Source organism: Legionella maceachernii (assembly GCF_900167045.1).
Taxonomy (GTDB): domain Bacteria; phylum Pseudomonadota; class Gammaproteobacteria; order Legionellales; family Legionellaceae; genus Tatlockia; species Tatlockia maceachernii.
This window is the reverse complement of the sequence record NZ_FUXJ01000012.1, coordinates 47,194-68,038: the sequence shown is the minus strand read 5'-3', so window position 1 is coordinate 68,038 and position 20,845 is coordinate 47,194. Positions and strand designations below refer to the sequence as shown.

Sequence of the window (20,845 nt, the reverse complement as noted above, 5' to 3'; positions counted from 1 at the left end):
GCAGTGGGCAATAGAAGTTAACAAGCAGCTTTAATTATTCTAACAGCTTTTTCATCGAATTCTCGAAATCACGGATTATTAAAAGGAAAAAACCAATTAATGAAGTCTCGCCCGGCTGAATCTGAAGTCAGAAATAAAGAGTAGTCTTAATTTGCAGGGAAATAACAGGCAAAAACGACTCTATTAGGGGTATCTCCAACACAAGATAAAATGACGCCTTGAGGCTGCCTTAAATCCCCATAGGTTTCACTGAGCACATTTAATCCGCCTTTCTGCGTACAGATAGATTGGGTTGAATTGAAAATCTCTTGTGTTGACTTAGGTGGAGAGGCTATTTCATAAATTTCTTGGCACTCTAGCCCTCGAGGAGGTGGGCCTAAAGTTAATATTTTCTTAGCAGCAAAACTTTGAGTGGAACCGAAAAAACAAACAAGGGCCATAATAAAAGCGTTGATTAATTTCACCGTAACACTCCCTATTAAGCCTATTAAATTAAGTTTAGCTATGGTTATACGATTTTCCCAATCAATTTTTAAAATGTGGAAAAGCAATTTGTTGTTTTCTAATGGGTTGCAGGCAATACTCTGTATGCTTTTCTTAAGGATTCCAATTCCTTCACTTTGCTGACTCCTTCTTCCACGGAAAAAGAATCAGTAACCAACGAGAGCTTGCTATCTCAAAGAGCGACTACTCTTTAAAAACTAACCAGCTGATAAACGTTGCAATAACAATCCCTGCGAGTACATTTAAAAATCGGCCGATAACCACTTCGGTTGCATCGCCAGGTAATCCGGCCAATAGCATAATGGCTAATGCACTGCCTGCGTGGTTTCCGGTTGCTGAAAATTTCATTTCATACCCAATTGACATACCGCACAAGAAAAATCCCAACGCTAACACTGCGCCGATAATTATTAGACTATTGGGAAATAAGATCGCTACAGAGCCACCTAGAATAGCCGCAAAGCACTGCCCTAAGAAGCGCGCTAAACCTTTTTCGTGAGTCCCTTTGACGGTATTTTCGAGGATAACAAATAAGGTAATTGTTACCCATACGCCTTGTGGGTAACGAAAAATCATCCAGGAAAGAAAGGTGAGCGAAACAGTAATACCAATAATAAAGGAATCAATTAAATCCGCTTTAGAAAAATGGATGCTCTTAAACGCTAATTTTATTTTTTTTGCGGCTTCGTGATCAACCAGCTGCTGCTTTGCGGGAGTCAATTTAGACATGATCCAACTCACTACACCGACCACAATGATTCCTAAACAGACTTCAAGTGTACGATAAAGTGCTACCGCCTTTATGTTATTGAGCAAGAAGGATTGAATGACAATAACAGCACTGAACCCAGCAACCACAGATAAGTAGTTATAAGGTCTTGTCTGTAAACCAATATAGGTGGTTATTGTGGAAAAAAGTAAAACGGCAAAAAATAATGCCAAAGGTGAATAACCTATTTGCATTGCGAGGATAAAACCCACTAATGCACCACACAAAGTACCTGTCAATCGCAGAAATGCTTTAACAAATGTGGCTGAAAAATTAGGGCGAGCAATGGAGGACACCGTTACAACGGACCAGAACCCTTCATGAAAATGAAAATATTGTGAAATAGTCAAGCAGATAAGGCCACTTAGGCACATCTGCAAACCAATGATTAATGCGTTTTCAATTTTATTCGTCATAACTTTAGCTTTATAGCAACTTTTTTAGCTGCTGGAGGAGCGGTGAGTGATAATAAATATTAAGGCTTGAAGAGGCCTCTTTTGCTCAATTGCAAGTTAGCATAAACTCTAGACCATTGCTAGAGAATAAAATTATCCCTCATTTGAGGGGTGTGCTCGTTTGGGTTTGGAAAGCAGATGAGCCAGGGCGTAATAGTTTTACTAAAGCAAATGTAGCCATAGCTATCGACAACAGCTGTGTTCTTAGTTGCAAGGGGTGTTATTTTGTTCATTTTCAACCACAGGATCCTCAAATTTTCTTTTTTTATCTGTTTTTTCAGTATTGAGAACGCTTAAACCCGTATCCGTTAACGAAGCCGAGCTTTTCTTTCTCCAATTGAACACATCAGTGGTTAAATCAGTCGCTAGCCTTTGAGAAATCTCATGTTTAGGAAAATTTTGTACCGTTTTATCGCAATGTTTTTTAAACGCTTCATAGCAAGACGGGGATTCTAAATTCATCACAAGGTATTCTGAAGGGGAGTCCTGCAGATGCTCAAGCCGTGTTTTTTCGGTTTGTTTAAACCAAGCGGCTAAATCTTTTTCTTCCGTGGTATCTGGTGGATAAAAAGCAAATTTATTATAAACAACAAGTGATTCAGCCGTAGGGCTTACTGTTAAAGTCGTTTGGTTGCTGTTGACAAAAAAATCAAGGGAATAAAACATCATTAAATTAGCTAGTCCTTTAAGGCGATGGTTTTTATCGACAAATAAGCTAAATAATTGCGACATCATATGAGGGTCCTTGGTTAGCCTTAATTCAATAAAGCCAATGATTTTCTCATTTTCGCGTAAGACCAACATTAAATCGCATTGATGAGTATTGTGATGTAACCGTTTTCCACTGCTCTCAAATAATTTTTCCGTTTGATGACTTAATTGTTCCGTCTCATCATCAAAATAAATCTCTGCCATAGCATCATCATGCTTTACATAATCTAAGAAGGCAGTGCGATCGTTTATATTAGGATAATCAAGGACATATTTCATTTTACAACACAACGTAATAAGGACAGCTCGTTTTTTGCATGGATTAAGGTGCAGCAAACAATTAAATTATATCATGTATGGATAAAAAAAGCACAAAGCATTTATTTTATGATCTTTGGCGTCAAATTTAATTCAGTTTTAGCAGGTAGCCAGTTGGAGTAAAAAAATACCCATTTTATTGCTACGTGTGGCATTAATGCACAATAAAGGTATAATTTGCGCACAAACAATGCGGAGTAGTCGATGTATCATCCCAGAGCAGAATTTAATAATAATTTGCCTATTATCAGTACCCAATTTAAAGTTTACTTCTTTCAACCGGATGCTTGCTTTTATGAAAGTCCTTTTGATGATCGATTAAAAGAATTAGAGAAACAAATTGAATTGGTCAAAAAAGATTTGCAAGATACACAAAGCAGTGGATTAATAAAAGCCCTTTTTATTGCACCCGAATATTTGTTCAAAGATTTTTCTAAAAGTGGCAAAGACAGATACTTCTCAGCGGAACAAAAAAATAAATTCAAAGAGTCCCTTATGCAACTCTCTAAAAATACTGACTTAATTCTGGTTCCGGGAACAATTTGTTGGCAGAAAAACAGTAAAGACAATCAAAAAACTTACTATCGAAACATGATCTATTTTGTGCATCAAGGTGCTGTGATGAAGTACAGAAAAAGCAATCCCCACCAAAATTTTGATTTAGAATTCTCAGGGGGTAAATTGGGGCAGCATGTTTTTTTTAAAAAAGGGCATAAAGACAGCAATATCATCACCATCAATGGACTAACTATTGGCGTCGAAATTTGTTTGGACAATTATAAAAATCAAATTATGGAGGCAAATGACATCACTAAAATTGATGCGCATATCATTGTTGCCGACAAACTCCCTGAGGTGCAATTCCTTCCTTTATCAGGGACTCTTACTGTAAAGGTAGAAAGAACTCCGGCATACAACACATTGATAGGCATTAATGAGAAAAAACACAATGAAGTTAAACTTCAAAAAGTGGACACTATCACACCCCTGACCCAGCATTTGCAATGCTATACCTTTTTGGAATTTAAATTAAAAAGTGAAAACTCCCAGCAAATATTTAAGCTCTTGTAGTCGATGGTCCACTTCCAAGTAGCGGGTGACTTCCTATGCTTTTTTCATCCTGAAGAAAGACCTGGGATAAAGTTTGACTGTGGCATTAGAGTAGACAAAACACCTAGGATAACAATATATTGAAAACTATATCCTTCATCAGAAGAGACAACCATGTTCCGAAAAACCGCGCCTTGTTTCTTTGCAGTGGTCATTGATGCTTTAGGGTTTGGACTTGTTTATCCAGTAATGACTGCCATCTTTACTGCTGATCATAGCCCAGTGTTAAGTGCAGATGCGAGTTTGGCAGTGAAACATTTCTATTTGGGATTAAGTTACATTCTTTATCCTTTATGCATGTTTTTTGGTACGTCATTCATGGGGGATTTATCTGATGTTTGGGGGCGAAAAAAAGTATTGTTGCTATGCATGTTAGGAATCACCTTGAGTTTTCTATTAATGGGGATTGGCGTGGCTTTTTCTTACTTGAGTTTATTACTTCTCGGTCGCGCGCTTTCTGGTTTAATGGCAGGTAGCCAACCCATCGCTCAAGCTTCTATTGCCGATTTAAGCACGCCTGAAACCAAGGCATTAAACATGAGTTTGATTTCCATGAGCTTTAGTTTGGGATCTGTTCTTGGTCCTTTACTTGGCGGTGTCATGTCGGATCAACAATTACTGCCTTGGTTTACTTTGACTACCCCCTTTTTGATGGCCGCATTACTTGCATTTGGTGCGTGGGTTTGGATAAAGTTGGGCTATCAAGATACCGTTTTAGCGCTGTCGCATAAGAAAATATCTTTTTTCCGGCCTGTTCAAATTTTCATTGAAGCTTTTGAGCATCAATCAGTCCGCATTCTGGCGTTGGTGTTTTTATTGATGCAAATGGGATTTAGTCTTTACTTTCAATTCATCATTGTGCACATGAGAACTGCTTATAATTACACCAATTGGCAGTTGGGGGCAGTGCAAGGCATGATTGGTTTGGGGTTTGCTATTGGCATCCTGATTGGAATGCCTCTCTGTGTGAACCGCTATAAAGTACACCACATTGCACTAACCACCCTTACTCTGACTGGTCTAGGGCAACTACTGGTTTATGTGATGCCTAGTCCTTTATGGCAATGGCCCTTAGCAGTGGTTATCGCCGTTTTTGATATTATGGCTTTTGCCTGCTTATTAACGTTATTCTCCAATGCCGTGGACGCTCAATCACAAGGATGGGTAATGGGAATTTCAGGTGCTGTAATGGCATTTGCTTGGATGGTCACGGGGTTTGGTTCCAATTTATTATCCATTCTATCCAGTGCTGGGTTGATTGCTATAGGGGGAGGGTTATTGATTATTTCAGCACTGCTTTTACTAAAAAAACAAGAGAACAAGGACTTCATTTCCTAGCTCGGATTTCTTTGTAGGAAAAATGCCTTTTGTGTCTTATGGTTATCTAAATTTTACTCTTTGTGCTCCATTTTTGCATTTACAGGGTAGCCCTTTTAACTCTATCATTGAATGAGGTACAAAAATCAAAAGGTAAAACCATGAGAATAGGGGAGGCAGGGCTAAAGACAAGACAAGAGCAGAATAAGGTTAGGGAAAATATTTTGCGCACAATGAGGCGTAACTCTGCAACCTCTCGACTACCGCTTTATACCAGTTCTGTACGAGCCGGTTTTCCTTCGCCTGCGGAGGGTGACATTGAAGATTTTCTCGATTTAAATGAGCACCTCATCAATCACCCTGCAGCTACTTTCATTGTGAAAGCGTCAGGGGATTCGATGTCTGATGTAGGCATTCAATCCGGTGATTTGTTAATTGTGGACCGTAGTCTTGAAGCCATTCACGGCAAAATAGTGATTGCTGCTATTAATGGTGAGCTTACCGTTAAGCGGCTTTCAAAATTAAACGGTCGCGTAAAGCTTTTGCCTGAAAATAATAAATACCCCGCCATCGATATTACAGACGAACAAGATGTGGTCATCTGGGGAGTGGTAAAACACGTTATTCATACCTTGGGATGAAGCAAGTGTTTGCTTTAATCGATTGCAATAATTTTTATGCAAGCTGTGAGCGCTTATTTCGACCTGATTTGCGAAATAAGCCCATTGTCGTGCTGTCCAACAATGACGGATGTGTGATTGCCCGCTCTAATGAAGCAAAGGTGTTAGGAATAAAAATGGGTTGCCCTTTTTTTGAAGTCAAGGCGCTTTGCGACGAACACAATGTGAGTATTTTTTCTTCAAATTATACTTTATATGGGGATATTTCTCATCGGGTAATGTCGGTTATTCAAGATCACTGCACAGACGTTGAAATCTATTCCATTGACGAAGCGTTTTTGGATTTATCCTCTCTGCCTAAGGAGCAGCATGATGATTTTTGCTCTGCTTTACAAAAACGGATTTTAAAAGAAATTGGTATTCCTACTTCAATTGGTATTGGGTCAACAAAGACTTTAGCAAAAATTGCCAATCATGTTGCTAAGAAAGAATTAATGATTCCGGTATTCAATATAACCCATCAACCCCAATGGCTAGAGCGCATTGAGGTGGGGGATGTTTGGGGCGTTGGGCGGCAATGGGCCAGCAAATTACTACGACAAGGTGTTTATACCGCTTTTGACTTAGCCCATTTAAATCCCCATTTACTCAGAAAGCAATATAACGTGGTGATGATGAGAATAGCGATGGAGCTTCGCGGAATCTCTTGCGCAGGGCTTGAGGAGAGAGAACCACAGCAATCAATCATGTCATCAAAATCTTTTGGTGTTATGCAGGTGGATTACGAATTCATTGCACAGGCCATTAGTTCCCATTGCGCGAGGGCTTGCGAAAAACTAAGACGTCAACGCTTAGTTGCCCAGTATGTTGATGTGTTTGTACAAACGAATCGTTTTCGGGAAGATCTACCGCAGCATTGTAAAAGCATCCAATTTAAACTCATTAATCCTACTGATGATTTAATCCTTATAACTAAAGTAGCAAAGCGGTGCCTAAAACAATTGTTTAGAGAAGGTTGTCGCTATAAGAAAGTAGGGGTTTGTCTTGAGGGTCTTATTCCTAAAAACCCGAGGCAGATGGATTTATTTAATCAACCCGCAGACAGCGATTTAATGAAAAAAGATAAGTTAATGCAAGTGCTGGATTCAATTAATGAGCGATATGGTCATGAGACAATTCGTTTGGCAGCAGAGGGATTCAGTAAACCTTGGGCCATGCGGGCTGAACTAAAATCACCTGCCTATACCACACGGTGGGCAGATTTACCTGTCGTGAAAAATGAAACTTAGTACTTAAGGGAACACTCGTATCGCCATTGATACATAATGAGTAGGCCTTATCAAATGTAAACATCAAGCCTAAATGATGATGTGATAAAAATGCATGATAAAAATGATTAAAACGACGCCTAACCCCAGCGATAAAAAAATTTTCAGGGGAAAAAGAGCCGCGACATGAGTGTGTGGTTCTCGCTTATGGGGCGTAAAATGATAAGTGGTGTTCAAAAGGTACACAAGCAATACTAACCCATAAAAATAAATAGAATAGATTGTTATTTTGGAGATGAATAACCCCATATAACGGGCTTGAACATTACCCAGGGGAAAGCAAATTAAGAATAAGCATAAAATCCATAGGTTATACAATGAGTTTACCTTCTTATGGCTTCTAAAAAATACAGCAGAGCTTAAACCTTGTTCGACAAGCATTAAAGGCATGAGCAGCAGTGGAAAATAATAAAGCCAGCCAAAAGGACTCAGCAATAGCATCATGATTACCGTCAAACAAAAGGCATAATTGGGCTGAGCAATTTTTTGGAAAAAATGAATTTTCTTTATGTACCAGATCAATAAACCTATAAAAATAATTAGATAAGCCATTTTTATCAGTAAAAAATTCGGCTGAGCATCCACATTGATAAAAGAACGATAGAGAAAGCCATAAATGGATGCATTCCAGCTATTGCCGAACCATAAAACATCGTGAAGCGTTTTGAAATAAAGCGTGTAGATCTTAAATCCATGAGTCAATAAAGGGATAAGACTTGCACAGACCGCAGTAAGTAACATGGCCCAAAAAAGTTTATACCGGTTTTGTACCAAGGCAAAGAAAAAAAGTAAGGCAGGAAATAACTTAATAGCAACGATAATTCCCCAAAAAAAACCAGCTAAACAATCTCTCTTTTTGCGAGCAAAAAAGTAATAACCTAGCGCAATAAAAAATAATAAAAAATTACCCAATTGGCCGAAAATGATATTTATCATTGTCGGATACATTGCTAAATAAAATAGAATAAAATGACCCCAATATTTTTTAAACATTGCAGAAGAAGAAAAAATAAAAAAACTGAGTGCAGCTCCAATTCCTCCTAAAATTAATGAAGTGAAAAACCATAAGATGGAAGCCGTAACAAAGGTAAGATGAGTAAGAGGCGCAAATAATTCCAAGAAAAAAGGTGGGTTTAAATCGATGAGTAAATGAGTAGAATGCGGTAAAAAAGAATTGGGTATTCCTTGATAAGGATTCCTGTCTTGAGTATAAGCCAAACTTGAGGCGTAAAAAGAAGTGAAATCAGAATTTAACTCGAGATTGACGAAAAAATAAAAAAGCAAACCATAAGTAAGTAAGAGCACCACTAAAAAAATCCATTTTTGCAATTGATTGCTCATTAATGTTTAGATCTCCACGCTTCTTATTTTGTTGGGTATTTTTTATGCGGCGCTGAATGGCACATTAGCGGACATTCAGTTTTTTCGGTAATTTCTTTTACAGTAAGACTCTATTGAGTTTAATCGAAAACTCAGTTGCCCTCTTAATAATCGCTTAAAGCCTTTAGCGATTTTATCAGCATTTGATGAGCCCTTCACCCAAGGAGGTTCAAGTTTTGGTTCGCAGGCATTATGCTAAATTGCTTGAATTTATAGTAGCAGTATGAAGGTATTTGCTGAAGCAGAATTAAAATAGAGATGGTCAGATAGGCTAATATTTTTGATATTGGCCTATTCCAACCTGAAATAAATAGGAGTAATAACGTTGAAAATTGCTCAGAGTCGCTCTTCCTTCTTTTATCTTCGGCCTAATGTTTCTGAGGCTGCTGCAGATAAAGAATTTCAAAGAAACTCGCAAACCATTGCCGTACTGGCGTGATTAAACGCTCCCAATGCACTGCCTCGATATTAAAAGGTACCGTATTGACTTCGATGCTGTGGCGTGAAAGTTGTTCCATTTTATCAGCAAAATCCCGACTGACGACTTCTATGCTGTATTCGTCATTGGTCAGCGTACTGGCTTTAGTAAGATTGTGTGATCCAAAGAACACATGATCATCCAAAATAAGGAGTTTTCGATGGAGGTAAATGTTAGTTCCAGCGCCTCTTTGTTTCAACTCGTGACCTATTACACCGACTTGTAATAGATCATCCAGTGTATGAATTCCTGCGTACCAGCCCGGAGCTGTAGGAAAAACGGAGTGGGCTTTCTTTCCGTTAGTAATAAGCTCCATTTCCATACCTCGTTGCCTCTCACTAAAAATCGCCTCGACAATCCGATCTTCTAGAATAGTCGCAAGAATGCTCATTTGGAAACGATGTGTCTGAGGAAGAAGTAAAAGCACGGTATCGACAAAAGGGTCTTGAAGAAATTTCTCTCTTTCATCGTAGCTGAAGCTTCCCGGCGTTCGCCCTTGGAGATCAGCCTCTCTTCTCATTTGCTCAAGGAAGTTGTAATAAATGGAGCGTGCTTGATAATCATGATCGTTAGAAGCGGGGATTTCAGCCCATGTTTTTAGGGTATCTAATTCTTGCTGTTCCTCAGCGCTTAGCTTTATAGGAAGAGTACTGGATACACTTTTCTGCTGGGAGGATTTCGCTGACAGTACAGCATTTGTCAACCCTAATTCTTCATGCTGAAGTTGCAATCCATTTTCTCTCTCAATGGTCTGCCACATTTGCTCGAAAGCATCGAGGCTTTGATTAACCATATTACCTTTATAAAAGAAAGCAGTATCAAGCCAATTTAAATATTCTCCTGCATGTCCCCGTCCTGTTAATAAAGCAATCTTATTGTCGACTAAAAATAGTTTTTCATGAATTCCGTCTAAAACTCCCCAGCCTTTCTTCCACATTGAGGGGCCACCTGCTGAAATAAATTTAAAATTGGGGTAATGCCTTGCGATTCGATTCAAGTATTCCTCCGTCTTCCTGCTCGGGTCATTTAACAACGCTGAAATCCATGCAGCCGCAAAACGAATTCGCACTCCTCGCTCAGCTGCCTTTTCTAGCGCTTGAAGCAAAGGTAATCCTACGGCTTCATCGAGTCGTTGATCAAAGGTGGCAATATCAATCGATTCTTGGGCGGTTGCGATGAGATAAAGTCGAAATTCGGCTTCAACTTTTGCATGATCAGTCACTTGGATGTCATTCTTGCCAAGCCAAACCCAGGGGTAAACTTCCGTATAGGCTCCGGTGGAAGAGAACAATAAAAAAATGGTCAGCAAAACATAGAGCACACTCCTTGTCCTTTGATTTCGACGGGAATTTATTGTAACTGCTTGATTTTTCAATTTGTTCCTTATATTTTTAATTTTAATCGAACGAATACCTTAAAACGCATTGGTAGAAGCTATGTCTTTCAACACTCAATGAAAAGGGAGGATACTATACTCAAATAATTTCAAAATGCTAGTTTTATGCGTTTAATTTTTGCCAAAAATTTTTTAAAACTCGCAACTGAGCTATTATAAATATTTTATCTTTCCCGTTGCTTCTCCTATTGTTAGGACTTAATGAAATACACCTCGATGATTGATATAGAAAAATTAATGCCTAAAATGAAACGCGAGCAGAGAATGTGTAACCTTTGGGGGAATTTCAGTAAATAATAACCGTCATAGCAGGATGGATTTTGAACCTTATTGACCGCGTTTGTTTTTCTCCATTGCCTCCAAAAAAGCATCAATAGCCTGCTGCAAATGCTCATAAGACTTTTGTAATTGATCAGAATTATGTGTTTTTTCTTTTACTGCTTGATGAAATTCAGCAAATGCTTTATCAAGTTGGGGTAAAGTAAGGTAAACGACGCCCCCGCGCACGTGATGTAGCTCTTCCCGTAACGTATCATTATCGTGATTTGAATAAGCTTTTGCTATTTTTTCGCGGGAGATTTTAAGATCCATTGTAAGAGCAGCTAGCAGCTCGTGGATGAGATTCTCATCCCCACTATGTTGCTCAAGGCATTTTGCCCAATCAATAATTTGGGTAGCGTCTCGCTCAGAAGTTAGCGTGGATTCAGCTTTCATTGGAGCTAGCTCTTGCTTAGAGCTAAAAATATATCGCTGCAATAGCGATTCTAATGCGGAAGGAGACAGGGGCTTGGTGAAAACTTCTTGCATACCAGCAGATAATGCTTCTTTTATTTTATCCGAATTATTTCCGTGTCCAGTGAGGGCCACAATTGGTACTGGGGTCACTGTTGGATTTTCTAAGGCGCGTATTTGTCTCGTGACTTCTGTGCCTTCCATATCAGGTAGTCCTATGTCCATGATAATTAAATCATAGTGGTGATCTTGGGCCATTTTTAATGCTTGTTTCCCATCGCTCGCGATATCGCATCTGCAGTTATTGGTTTGGCTGCAGATATTGGAATACACTGCTCTAGCAGCAATACGATTATCTTCAACGATGAGAATAGTTGGCGTCATTTCAGTTTTAGCTAATTCTCCTGCATTAGTAATAGGTGGTATGGATTGAATAAGTGAACCATTTTTCGTGTTAGCCAAGCGATAGGATATTTTTTCACGATCTGAATGATCAGAGGCAGTCAGAGGCAGCGTGATAATAAAACGGGTTCCTTTCCCCACTTCACTTTCCACTCGTATTTTCGCTTCCATAGCTTCGATATAGCGTTTTACAGTATAAAGACCTAATCCAGCACCTTTATATAATCCTTGATAAGAAGGTGTTAAACGCGAAAAATGCTCAAAAATAGTATCAAATTTGTCTTCTGGAATGCCAATGCCACTGTCTTCGACTGTAATTTTTAATTGGATACGTTCACCCAAACGGTAAGCTGTATCTTGATCATCGATGACTTGTATTTTGATTTTAACAAAACCAATTTCCGTAAATTTTAGCGCGTTGCTAAGCAGATTCAGTAGGGTACGATCAAGATAATTACGTAATCCAGTAAAATAAGCAGGAATGCGCTCATCAATTTCACAAGTTAGCCCTAATTTTTTATGTTGGGCTACCGGTAGCATGAGTTCCATATTATGTTTGACGAGCTCGCGTAAATCAAAAGATTCTACCTTCTCAGAGATCTTACCCGATTCCAAGCGCATGGTTTCTAAAATTTCATTCAGTAATTGCAATAACTCATCCGCTGCTCCAAGTAAAAGCTGACCATCTTCCTGGATTTTCTCAATCAATTGATTAAGTAGAAATCGATATTTTGCTGTAAGCTCAGTCCGTTGGATAGGCGGGAGGTGCTGCAAAGAAACTAAAGAATCATCAGCCAAATTTATCAGCTCTTGAATTAATCCAAGAATACCTGTTATTGGGGTACGGATGTCGTGACTCATGTTTGCTATGAATTCGGATTTGGCTTGGTTAGCGATTTCAGCTGCAACTTTCGCTTTTTCTAGTTCTTTTTCCATCTTTTTTCTATCCGTGATATCGAAGGAAATTCCTAATATCCCGACTATTTCATTGTTTTCATTGCGTAGGGGTGCCTTACTGCTTAACATGATACGGGTTGAGCCGTCTTCTTTGGGAATAGCATCTTCTACAATATTGGTTATGCCTTCACGCAGAATGAGTTCGTCAGTGTGATGCAAAAAATTGACTCTTCTCGGATCCCAGTTAAAATCATTGTCAGTTTTTCCAATAATTTCCAGAGGTGACTTCAGGCCAAGATATTGTGCAACAAGATTATTGCAACCTTGATAAACAAAATTTCGGTCTTTCCAATAAACATATTGTGGAAGGTTTTCAATAATGTTTCTTAAATAAATTTGGCTATCTTGAAGAGAATTTTTGTAGCTGACTGTTTCTGAAACATCCTTACCTATTAAAATAAATTTATGTTTTTTATAAGAAAAATGATGGTTAATGGTCCAGTGAAAATGGTATTTCTGATGACCACAATGATGCTTTAGTAAAATATCTCCTTCAAAAAAATGGGTATTACTGGCTTCAATTAAATTTAAATCATGAAAAGAAAAACTCAACATTATTCCGTATTTTTTCATTACTTCAAAGAAGTTAAAGCCTATAATATTTTTCTTAGGAATTTGAAAGGACGCTTCAGCTTTTTTATTAAATTGTAATGCATTGAAAGAAGAATCAAGAAGAATAATGATATCGCTGCAGAGATCAAATACTATCTTGTCATTCATTGCCTTGTTCCTTATAATAAGGCTATATTTTAGTCAATTTGTCTAGCATGATGAAAAGTATAATGCATTTTCACGCTAGGAACTTCATATTTTACGCTTAAGCCGCCTTATTTGCTCAGATTACTTCGCGAAATTTTGAACAAAATGCTTTAGCAGCAAGACTTTAGATATGGGGCGGAAATTAGCTTAAGGCTTAATACTGTCGTTCAAAACCGTATGATTGTTAGGGATGAAGGTGAATCGTAGAAAAATATCATGTACGTTAAGTGATAATCAACTAGGAATTTTTTATGAGAGCATTCGCACTTCTCATCCAGTTTATATTTCACAGATGTGTCTCACCTTTAAAGGGATATTTAACTACCAGTTATTCCAACAAGCTTATCGACTGATTGTAGCGCGTCATGAAATTCTCAGATCAGCATTTAGTTTGGATCAAGAGGCGACTAATACGATTCCAGTCCAAATCATTTATGAGGATGTAGAACCAATCATGACCTTTCATGATTACAGCAATCTCTCTCTGAAGGAAAAGGATGAACTGTATAAGCAATTCTTAGATACCGATTTCATCACTCCTTTTGATTTTAATGTCCCTTCCTTAATGAGGCTTACTGCAATAAGATATACTGAAAATGAATTCCGCCTCATCTGGTCAAGACATCATATTCTCTTGGATGGTACCTCTGCAAAATTAGTGCTAACGGAGTTGCTCACTATTTATAGGGCTTTGCTGCGGAATGAGATTTGCATCTTGCCCCCTCCTACTTCGTATAGTGCTATAAAAGGGAAGTTTTCTGTACAGAATTCAAGTAAAATAATGCACTATTGGAAAAAACAATTGAAGCATTTTTCAAAATATTCATTGTTGCCGGCTATTCCTAAAAATGCATTCATTAACAATTTCGCTCAAATAAATTCTCACATAACTCGCAAAACGTATAAAAATTTATCCGAGTTTGTGTCTCAACATGATTTAACGATTAATTCGGTCCTACAAGCGGCATGGGGTATCGTTTTATCGCATTACAGTAACAATGAGCATATCATCTTTGGCTCTGTTAGGGCTTTTCCTAAAGAAGAGGTCGCCAATTGTGTTGGATTATTTATCAATACATTACCTTTAGCTTTAACTGTTAACCCAAAAATAAAAGTATTAACTTATTTACAATCTGTCCGGAAGCAAGGAAAAGCGCTGAGGGAGCATACGCATACCTCATTGAGTGAGATCCGCGAATGGTGTGGCTTAACTTTAGACGAAATGCTTTATCAATCCATTCTTGATTACAAGCCTTATTCATTAAATAAAATACTTAAATCAAAATTTGCTGAATTAAACTGTGACCTTTCTTTTCGCTTAACGACACCCTATCCATTGGTACTCGAAGTCACTAATGAAGAAGATGATTTGGCTATTCGCCTAAACTATGCGACAGATTTGCTCGCACCGGAATTGGCAAAAGGAATGTTGGCGCATTTTATCAGTATTCTAAATGCATTCTATTGTTATCCCTCTAGAATGCTAACTGAGCTTCCTACCTTACCCGACTCCGATTGGCAAAAAGCAGTGATTAATTGGAATAAAACTAAAAGAAATTACCCTTTGGAAAAAAACCTTAACCAACTTTTTGAAGAGCAAGTGAACAAAAATCCGCATGCTCCTGCCATTTTATATAAAAATAACACTATTACTTATGAACAGTTAAATGCCAAAGCGAACCAACTTGCTCGTTTTATTACTGACAAAGGAATTAAACCAGAAGCGTTAACATTAATTCTAACGGCTTCTACTGTTCATGTCATCGTGAGCATTTTAGCTGTTTTAAAGGCAGGCGGAGCTTATGTGCCCGTTGATACGAACTATCCTTTGAATCGTATAAAGCATTTTATAAGTGATAGTAAATCTGAAATTATCATTTGCGATAATAAAACTCAGCAAAAAATAAACCAGGCTCTTGAAAATTTGGACAAATCCATTAGGTTAATTAATCTTGATGCAATCTCTCTCGCTGGTTTTTGCCCTACTAATCTAAACCTTAATATTTCTCCTTCCCATTTGGCCTATATGATCTATACCTCCGGCTCTACGGGACAGCCCAAAGGGGTCTTAGTCGAACATCGATCAGTAGTCAATATGGCATTGGGTTGTATTGAGCGCTTGGAAATTACCGAGGAAAGCAGGCTCTTACAAATTGCCTCTTTGGGCTTTGACGTTGCGGTTGCTGAATGGAGTATGGCCTTATTAAGTGGAGCGAGCCTATGTTTAATGGACAAAGACATTTTTGATCCGAAAGTCATTATTGAGGCCCTCGAATTCTACAAAATTACGACCATTATTCTAGCGAGCTCTATTTTAACGGCTTTACCCCATTGCAATCTTCCCCATTTAAAAGTAATCGCGGTCGGTGGGGAGTCTTGCGGGGATGCTGTCATCCATTATTGGGCTGAGGGTAGATTATTTTTAAATGTTTACGGAATTACCGAAGCGACTGTTTGTTCCACCATTGCCAATTGTGGCCCGAAGCAAGAAGTGTTATCGATAGGCACGCCTCTACCTAACACACAGATCTATATTCTAAACGAAAAACAGCAACCCTTACCCATTGGGGTTTATGGCGAAATCTTTATTGGAGGAGTAGGTGTTGCTAAAGGTTACTGGAATAAACCTGACTTAACGCGGGAAAAATTTATTACTAATCCTTTCATAAAAGAAGGGGAGGATTTAGATGATTCACTGCAGTTTAATCGATTATATCGTACAGGCGATAGAGGACGGTGGCTGGCAAAAGGTGAAGTAGAGTTTTTAGGACGCTTGGATGATCAAGTGAAATTAATGGGTATTCGAATCGAGCTATCGGAAATAGAGAAAATGATTGAACAACACCCAGAGGTAGAAAAAGCCGCAGTGATTGTCACCCCCGATAATAAGCATTTATGCGCATTTGTCTTATCTCATGATCTCTATCTGGATTTAGAAAAAATGAAGCAGTTTTTAAGGGCAAGCTTACCTCATGCATTAATTCCTCAGCACTTTGTACTGGTTGAGAAATTCCCATTAACCTCAAATGGAAAAATTAATAAGAAAAAACTGATTCATTATCCAATGAAGGCCACTGCCATCGAAATAAGCGAAGAGCAATTATCAAGCACTGAAGAAATGGTTTTATCAGAAATTAAAAAAATAATGGGAGTTAATCACATACCCCTTGATCAAAATTTTCTGGATATTGGGTTAAAATCGATTGATTTAGTAGGGCTTTCTTTAAGACTAAGTGATTATTTAAGGCAAGAGGTGAATGTTATTCATTTATTTAGTTATCCTACAATTAGCGCATTGGCGCATTACTTAGATGGTCTAAAATCTGATCATAATAGTGAAGAAAAATTAGTCTTAAAAAAGCATTCATCAAACTTAAAATATCAAAAGCCACAAAGGGTCAATTTTAAAAATGATGATATCAACTGATGATACCAAAGTGGAGAATGCTTCTGCTATCGCAGTGATAGGAATGGCAGGTCGCTTCCCAAAAGCTGAAACTCTAAATGAGTTCTGGCAAAATTTAAAACAAGGGCGCGATTGCATTACCCGTTTTACCGAAGACGATCTAAAAAAAGAAGGGATCAGTAATGAGCTCATTGCTAATCCACGGTACATCAAAGCACGTGGTATTTTACAAGGAATTGATCGCTTTGATGCTAGTTTTTTTGGTTTAACCCCAGCAGAAGCCGCCCTGATGGATCCCCAGCAGCGCGTATTCTTAGAACTGTGCTGGGAAGCATTGGAAATCTCAGGTTATTCTTCCTTAAAAGAGCGTTCTATCGGTGTCTATGCTGGTATGAGCGATAGTACTTATTTGCATCATAATATTCTCAATTGCGAAGAAGCCTTAAGAGCTAATTCTCCTTATCAAATAAATATTGCCACGAGTAACCATTTTTTAGCCACTAAAGTGTCATATTTCCTTAATTTAACAGGGCCAAGTATTGTCGTTAATAGCGCTTGTTCTACCTCTCTAGTTGCAGTAATTGAGGCCTGCAAATCGCTGTTAAATTATGAATGCGATCTCGCTTTGGCAGGTGGCATAGCCATTCGCGTCCCACAGATAAGAGGGTATTTATATCAAGAAGGTGGAATTTATTCGATAGATGGCCGATGTCGCGTATTTGATAGTCAGGGATCAGGAACAATTGGCAGTAATGGGGGGGGCGTAGTGCTTTTAAAGCGCCTAGACCAAGCGCTTGAAGACGAAGATACCATTGATGCAGTGATTAGAAGTTTTGCGATCAATAATGATGGTGCTACAAAAATAGGCTACTCAGCGCCCAGTATCATTGAACAAGCCCGATGTATTGCCACAGCACTTTTGCCAATAAATCCAGAGTCCATCAGTTATGTAGAGGCTCATGGTACCGGGACAAAGTTAGGTGATCCAGTTGAGATTGCCGCTTTAACTAAAGCATTCAGACACTATACACCAAAGAAAAATTTCTGTGCCATTGGTTCGGTGAAAACAAACATAGGTCATACTGATGTTGCAGCAGGTATTGCAGGACTGATTAAGACTGTTTTAGCTTTAAAACATAAAACTATTCCAGCTTCACTCTATTTTAATGAACCTAATCCAAAGATAAATTTTACTGACAGTCCTTTTTACGTTAACTCACAAACTACGTTTTGGGATAGTCCATTTCCCAGGCGAGCAGGGGTGAGTTCTTTTGGTATTGGCGGTACAAATACACATGTCATTTTGGAAGAGGCCCCATTACCCTCTTCTCATCAGGTGCTGGAGAACTCGTTTATTATTCCCATCTCAGCTAAATCAGAAAAAGCTTTGCAACAGCAGCAAAATAAGCTATTAAACTATTTAAAACAAAACGTTATTGATAACACTTCACTTGCTCATCTTGCTTATACCTTACAAGTTGGCAGGCAATCGTTTAAATTTCGTAAAGTGTTTTTCTGTAAAGATGCTGAAGAATTAATGTCCTCATTACAATCTGATCATACTCAAGACATCAGTGATTCATTTTTTAATCTCGCTGAAACATGGCGTAGAGATGGCCAAGCTGATTGGTCACTTATTCATGGGAAAAAAAACCAATTAAGACGCATTCCACTGCCTACTTATCCTTTTGAGAAGGAATCGCATTGGATTCATCCTTCTGCTACTAGAACGAATTCAACTTCAAATCCCTTTGTCTATCAATCCTATTGGGAATTATCTGGACTCGTTGAAAAATGTGCCTCTGAAAATGACAATTGGCTTGTGTTTACTGATAACTTAGGAATCAGCCAAAAAGTAATTTTGCGCTTGCAAAATTTTAAAAAGAAGATTGTCGAAATCAAAGCAGGTCAAACATTTAGCTCGTTAGACTCATCGACCTATGTCATCAATCCATCGAGTAAAGAAGATTATCAAACCCTTTTTTCTTTTCTTGATCAAGAAAAGAAAATGCCTGATAAGATTTTATATTGTTGGGGAATGAAGGATAAAGAAAATGATTCTGTAAAAGAAGCGAATGATGCCGATTTTACTCACTTTATGGCATTGACCTATTTGGCTCAGGTATTTTTTCCAAACCTAAATCACCAACCTTGTTTATACATCTTAACCAATTATTTAGCGCATCTACTGCCCGAAGACAGAATATACCCTGAACAATCATTAGTATTAGGTCATGCTGCAGTTATCCCCCAAGAATTCTCTATTCCCTGTTCTGTCATTGATTTGGGAGGCATTAAGAAAAAAACGAGGGATGAGGGATTGATTAATTTGATTGTTCAAGAGTGCATGTCAAAACCAGAAACACTTTTAGTGGCTTACAGAAATAACTTACGCTTTATTCAAAAAGTGAAACGGTATGAACTTTCCAATTCCGTTGACAGTGTCCATTTGAAAGAAGGTGGGATTTATCTTCTCGTGGGAGGGTTAGGGAACGTGGGAATTGAACTTGCCTACTATCTCGCTTCTAATTATAAAGCCCATCTTATAATTACCACGCGCTCTTCTATCCCTGTTTTGCAGCGTGAGTCTACTGAATTGGATACGCCATTAATTCAACAATTAATGCACATTAAACATTGTGCGGGTTCTCTTTCAATAGTGCAGGCTGATGTTTCTAATTATGAGCAAATGCGCGAAGTTTTTGATCATATTACTCAAACGCATAAAAAATTAAATGGTCTTTTTCATTTGGCTGCAGTCATTGATGACTCGACTCGCGTACTTATCAACGATTTAACGCTTAGCCAATTACAGAATCAATGGCTTGCAAAAATTACTGGCGTCAATGTATTGGCGCGACTCGTCAATGAAGAGGAGATTGATTTTTGTCTCTTGTTCTCTTCTATTTCGAGTATTTTAGGCGGGATAGGCTTATGTGCTTATGCCGCTGCCAACAACTACCTGAATTATTTTGCGGAAAGTAAGCATGAAAATAAGCCAATCAAATGGTTTAGTATCAGCTGGGATGCGTGGAAACATTCTGTAATTGGCAAAAACAATCACTTAAAAAATGCCTTAACTTTGCAACAAGGTATCAATGTAATCCAAGAGGTTTTCAATAAAATGGATAGACCTCATTTATTGATTACGCTGCAAAATTTAAATGATCGGTTCAATAGAGAGATGAATTATTTCACCAAGAAGCAGCTCCCTCCAGTGAATAAACCTTCGTACCCATTCAGTGAAAAAGAGTCTCTCAGGGGAAAAATACAACATCTCTTTGAGGTAAGTTTAGGAAAACAAGCAATCGATCCAAAACTAGGATTTTATGATCTAGGAGGAGATTCATTAGCAGCAATTACTTTGCTGGAGTTAATTGAAGAGAGTTGTTCCATTCGGATTTCCTTAACTAACTTTCTAGAAAATCAATCGGTTGATCAACTGGTTGAGCTCATCAGTAAACAACGATTAATGGACTCCTCTTTTATGATTAATCTTAAACCGGAGGTGAGTACCCCTAAAGCGCTGTTTTTTCTACATCCCATTGGGGGCACTGCATTTTGTTATTTTGACTTAATCAATTATCTTCCTCCTTATTCTTGTTATGCCTTGCAAGACCCAGCGATTAGCGCCAATTTTAAGCAGATTGATTTTTCCTCCCTTGAAGACATGGCCTCTGTCTATTTACAAGAAATTAAAAGCAAACAACCTAAGGGACCTTATGTATTAGCTGGATATTCGTTTGGTGGTACCTTAGCTTTTGAGATTGCTAGGCAACTTCTTGCACAAAACGAACAGGTTGAAAAAATTTTTATCATAGATGGTTGGGCGGTATTCTCGTCTGAATTGCACGATAAAAAAAGGTTTTTACAGGCTACTCAGCGTACTCTGGCTGAGCTTACGGTAAGAATACCGAAGTTATTGAAGAAAAAAGATGAGTTACTGGAGACTTTTTGGAAACGTATGCAATTATTACTGTCCTATAAGCCGCCGAAGCTTCCTATTCCTCTAGTGCTATTTAAAGCAAAAGAGATACTTCCCGAATATCAGTCTATTGACTCAGTGGATAATCATTGGTCAGTATTAACCACAAATCAGGTTGAGGTGCATCAAATCACGGGTAATCACAGTAATATTTTACGATTACCGGGTGCAAAAAAAATTGGTGAAATAATTAATAAATCGATAAGTCTATTTTAAGA

General features: G+C 38.2%; 12 protein-coding genes. 6 read left to right on the top strand and 6 right to left on the bottom strand.

Annotated elements, in window-relative coordinates; genetic code table 11:
* Positions 1-146 precede the first annotated feature (146 nt).
* The 3 genes from B5D33_RS11105 to B5D33_RS11095 form a co-directional block, all read right to left on the bottom strand.
* Positions 147-464, bottom strand: coding sequence for a hypothetical protein (locus B5D33_RS11105; protein WP_058452188.1), 318 nt, complete (start codon positions 462-464; stop codon positions 147-149).
* A 223-nt stretch (positions 465-687) separates the two neighbouring features.
* Positions 688-1,689, bottom strand: a complete 1,002-nt coding sequence (locus B5D33_RS11100) for an FUSC family protein (protein ID WP_058452189.1) — start codon at positions 1,687-1,689, stop codon at positions 688-690.
* A gap of 243 nt (positions 1,690-1,932) precedes the next feature.
* Positions 1,933-2,718, bottom strand: a complete 786-nt coding sequence (locus tag B5D33_RS11095) for a GNAT family N-acetyltransferase (protein ID WP_058452190.1) — start codon at positions 2,716-2,718, stop codon at positions 1,933-1,935.
* A gap of 243 nt (positions 2,719-2,961) precedes the next feature.
* On the opposite strand from B5D33_RS11095, the gene B5D33_RS11090 reads away from it, so the two are divergent.
* The 4 genes from B5D33_RS11090 (at position 2,962) to B5D33_RS11075 (ending at position 7,093) form a co-directional block, all read left to right on the top strand.
* On the top strand, positions 2,962-3,828 hold the full coding sequence (locus B5D33_RS11090) for a nitrilase-related carbon-nitrogen hydrolase (RefSeq protein WP_058452191.1): 867 nt from the start codon (positions 2,962-2,964) through the stop codon (positions 3,826-3,828).
* Positions 3,829-3,981: 153 nt separating this feature from the next.
* Positions 3,982-5,205: an MFS transporter gene (locus B5D33_RS11085; RefSeq protein ID WP_058452192.1), complete on the top strand. Its 1,224-nt coding sequence runs from the start codon at positions 3,982-3,984 to the stop codon at positions 5,203-5,205.
* Between the two features lie 140 nt (positions 5,206-5,345).
* The gene (locus tag B5D33_RS11080) at positions 5,346-5,825 is read left to right on the top strand and encodes a LexA family protein (protein ID WP_058452193.1); all 480 of its coding nucleotides are present in this window, start codon (positions 5,346-5,348) and stop codon (positions 5,823-5,825) included.
* Positions 5,822-7,093 carry a Y-family DNA polymerase gene (locus B5D33_RS11075; RefSeq protein WP_058452194.1) on the top strand — a complete coding sequence of 424 codons (1,272 nt, stop codon included), beginning with the start codon at positions 5,822-5,824 and terminating at the stop codon, positions 7,091-7,093. Before B5D33_RS11080 ends, B5D33_RS11075 begins: the two co-directional genes overlap by 4 nt.
* Positions 7,094-7,162: 69 nt before the next feature.
* Here B5D33_RS11075 and B5D33_RS11070 read toward each other — a convergent pair whose 3' ends face one another.
* From B5D33_RS11070 to B5D33_RS11060, 3 genes are all read right to left on the bottom strand, one after another.
* Positions 7,163-8,473: a glycosyltransferase family 87 protein gene (locus B5D33_RS11070; protein ID WP_058452195.1), complete on the bottom strand. Its 1,311-nt coding sequence runs from the start codon at positions 8,471-8,473 to the stop codon at positions 7,163-7,165.
* A 407-nt stretch (positions 8,474-8,880) separates the two neighbouring features.
* Positions 8,881-10,311 carry a phospholipase D-like domain-containing protein gene (locus B5D33_RS11065; RefSeq protein WP_058452196.1) on the bottom strand — a complete coding sequence of 477 codons (1,431 nt, stop codon included), beginning with the start codon at positions 10,309-10,311 and terminating at the stop codon, positions 8,881-8,883.
* A 402-nt stretch (positions 10,312-10,713) separates the two neighbouring features.
* Positions 10,714-13,197 carry a PAS domain-containing hybrid sensor histidine kinase/response regulator gene (locus B5D33_RS11060; protein WP_058452197.1) on the bottom strand — a complete coding sequence of 828 codons (2,484 nt, stop codon included), beginning with the start codon at positions 13,195-13,197 and terminating at the stop codon, positions 10,714-10,716.
* Between the two features lie 235 nt (positions 13,198-13,432).
* Between B5D33_RS11060 and B5D33_RS11055 the strand changes: the two genes are divergently transcribed.
* The gene (locus B5D33_RS11055) at positions 13,433-16,663 is read left to right on the top strand and encodes a non-ribosomal peptide synthetase (protein ID WP_160158681.1); all 3,231 of its coding nucleotides are present in this window, start codon (positions 13,433-13,435) and stop codon (positions 16,661-16,663) included.
* Complete coding sequence (locus B5D33_RS11050; RefSeq protein WP_058452199.1) at positions 16,647-20,843, top strand: beta-ketoacyl synthase N-terminal-like domain-containing protein; 4,197 nt, start codon at positions 16,647-16,649, stop codon at positions 20,841-20,843. The genes B5D33_RS11055 and B5D33_RS11050 overlap by 17 nt, the downstream gene beginning before the upstream one ends.
* The last annotated feature ends 2 nt before the right edge of the window (positions 20,844-20,845 follow it).